Origin of the sequence: Spirillospora sp. NPDC049652 (genome assembly GCF_040675125.1) — a bacterium.
Lineage (GTDB): Bacteria > Actinomycetota > Actinomycetes > Streptosporangiales > Streptosporangiaceae > Spirillospora.
On the sequence record NZ_JBFAOF010001205.1, the window covers coordinates 1 to 1,874 of the forward strand.

1 protein-coding gene is annotated in these 1,874 nt (G+C 74.7%); it reads left to right on the forward strand.

Going from position 1 to position 1,874, the window contains the following annotated elements; all coding sequences use genetic code 11:
- A partial coding sequence (locus tag AB0J52_RS38590) for an MFS transporter (protein ID WP_500188002.1) occupies window positions 1-1,709 on the forward strand: 1,709 nt, incomplete at its 5' end.
- Between the last annotated feature and the right edge of the window lie 165 nt (window positions 1,710-1,874).

Sequence of the window (1,874 nt, forward strand, 5' to 3'; positions counted from 1 at the left end):
GTGTTCCGCGGGGTGCTCTTCCGATCCCCCCGCCCGGCACGCCCGCGGGGGGGCCCGCGGGCGCGCCGCAGGCGCCCGCGGGACCACCCGCCGGCCGCCGGGAGTTCGCCGGGCTCGCCGTCCTGGCCCTGGCCGCGCTGCTGATGTCGCTGGACCTCAGCGTGCTCTACCTCGCGCTGCCCCGGCTGAGCACCTCGCTGCACGCCAACAACATCCAGCAGCTCTGGATCGTCGACATCTACGGCTTCATGACCGCCGGGTTCCTCATCACGATGGGCAGCCTCGGCGACCGGATCGGGCAGCGGAGGCTGCTGCTGTCGGGGGCGGCGCTGTTCGGCGTCGTGTCCGTCGTCGCCGCGTTCTCCGACTCGTTCTGGATGCTCTTCACCGCCCGCGCGCTGATGGGCGTCGCGGCGGCGACCGTCATGCCCTGCGGCCTCGGCCTGATCAGCCGCATGTTCACCGACCCGGCGCAGCGCGGGATGGCGATCGCGTCCTGGATGAGCTGCTTCATGGGCGGGCTGCTGATCGGGCCCGTCATCGGCGGCGTGCTGCTGCGGTTCTTCTGGTGGGGGTCGGTCTTCCTGATCGGCGTCCCGGTGATGCTGCTGCTGCTCGCCGTCGGCCCCCGGCTGCTGCCGGAGAACCGCAACCCCGAGCGCGGCCCGCTGGACCCGGCGAGCGTCGTGCTGTCGCTGGCGGGCGTCCTGCCGGTGATCTACGGGCTGAAGGAGCTCGCCAAGGACGGCTGGCGCACGCTGCCGGTCGCGGCGCTGGTCGTGGGCCTGGTCGCGTTCGCCTCGTTCCTGCTGCGGCAGCGCTCGCTGCGCGACCCGATGCTCGACCCGGCGCTGTTCCGCAACCCGGTGTACGCCACCGCCGTGGTCTTCGGGCTGCTCGGCGGCGGGGTGCAGGGCGGCAGCTCGCTGATGGTCACGCTGCACCTGCAGACGGTCGACCGGCTGTCCCCGCTGGGCACCGGCCTCTGGCAGCTCCCGCCGACGCTCGGGCTGGTGGTCGGGCTGATGCTCGGCCCGGGCCACGCGCAGAAGATCCGGCCCGCCTACGTGATCGCGGGCGGGATGGCCATCGCGTTCGCCGGCTACCTGGTGCTCACGCAGGTCGCGGCGAGCGGCGGGCGGCCCGTCCTGCTGCTCGGGTTCGGGATCGTCCTGCTCGGCGTCGGCATCCCGCTCGGCCTGGTCACCGGGATGGCGGTGAGCTCGGTCCCGCCGGAGCGGGTCGGGTCGGCGTCGGCGGTGATGCAGACCGGCAGCGAGTTCGGCGTCGCGTTCGGCATCGCCGGGCTCGGCAGCGTCGCCACCGCCGTCTACCGCGACCGGATCGACGGCGGGCTGCCCGCGGGCGTGCCCGCCGCCGCCGCGCGCGCCGCCCGCGAGAGTGTCGAGGGCGCGGTGGCCGCCGCGCGCGGCCTGCCCGGCCAGGTCGGGGACGGCGTGCGGAAGGCGGCGTTCGAGGCGTTCACGTCCGGGCTGCACACCGTGGCGCTGGTGGGCGCGGGGGTCGTGGTCGTGCTGGGCGTGCTGGCGATCGCCACGATGCGCGGCGTCCCGCCGATGCCCCCGCCGCCCAAGCCCCCGAAGAAGCAGAAGAAGAAGGACGGCACGAGCGGGCGCGCCGGCGAATCGGAGGAGGGGACGGCCGGGTCCGCGTCCCGTCCGGAGCCCGCGTCGGAGGCGTCTTCCTAGCGTCCCCTTGTGAGAAGGACACGCTCCGCGCCCGGTGAGGGGCGCGGGCGTGCCACGGGCCGGGGTGGGGGTGGTGGGCTCCACAAGGTACCCCGCCCCCTGTGTGGCCGCAGGGCCGGGGGGGGGTAGGGAGATCGCAACAGGGAACTGCACGGCCAAACACGA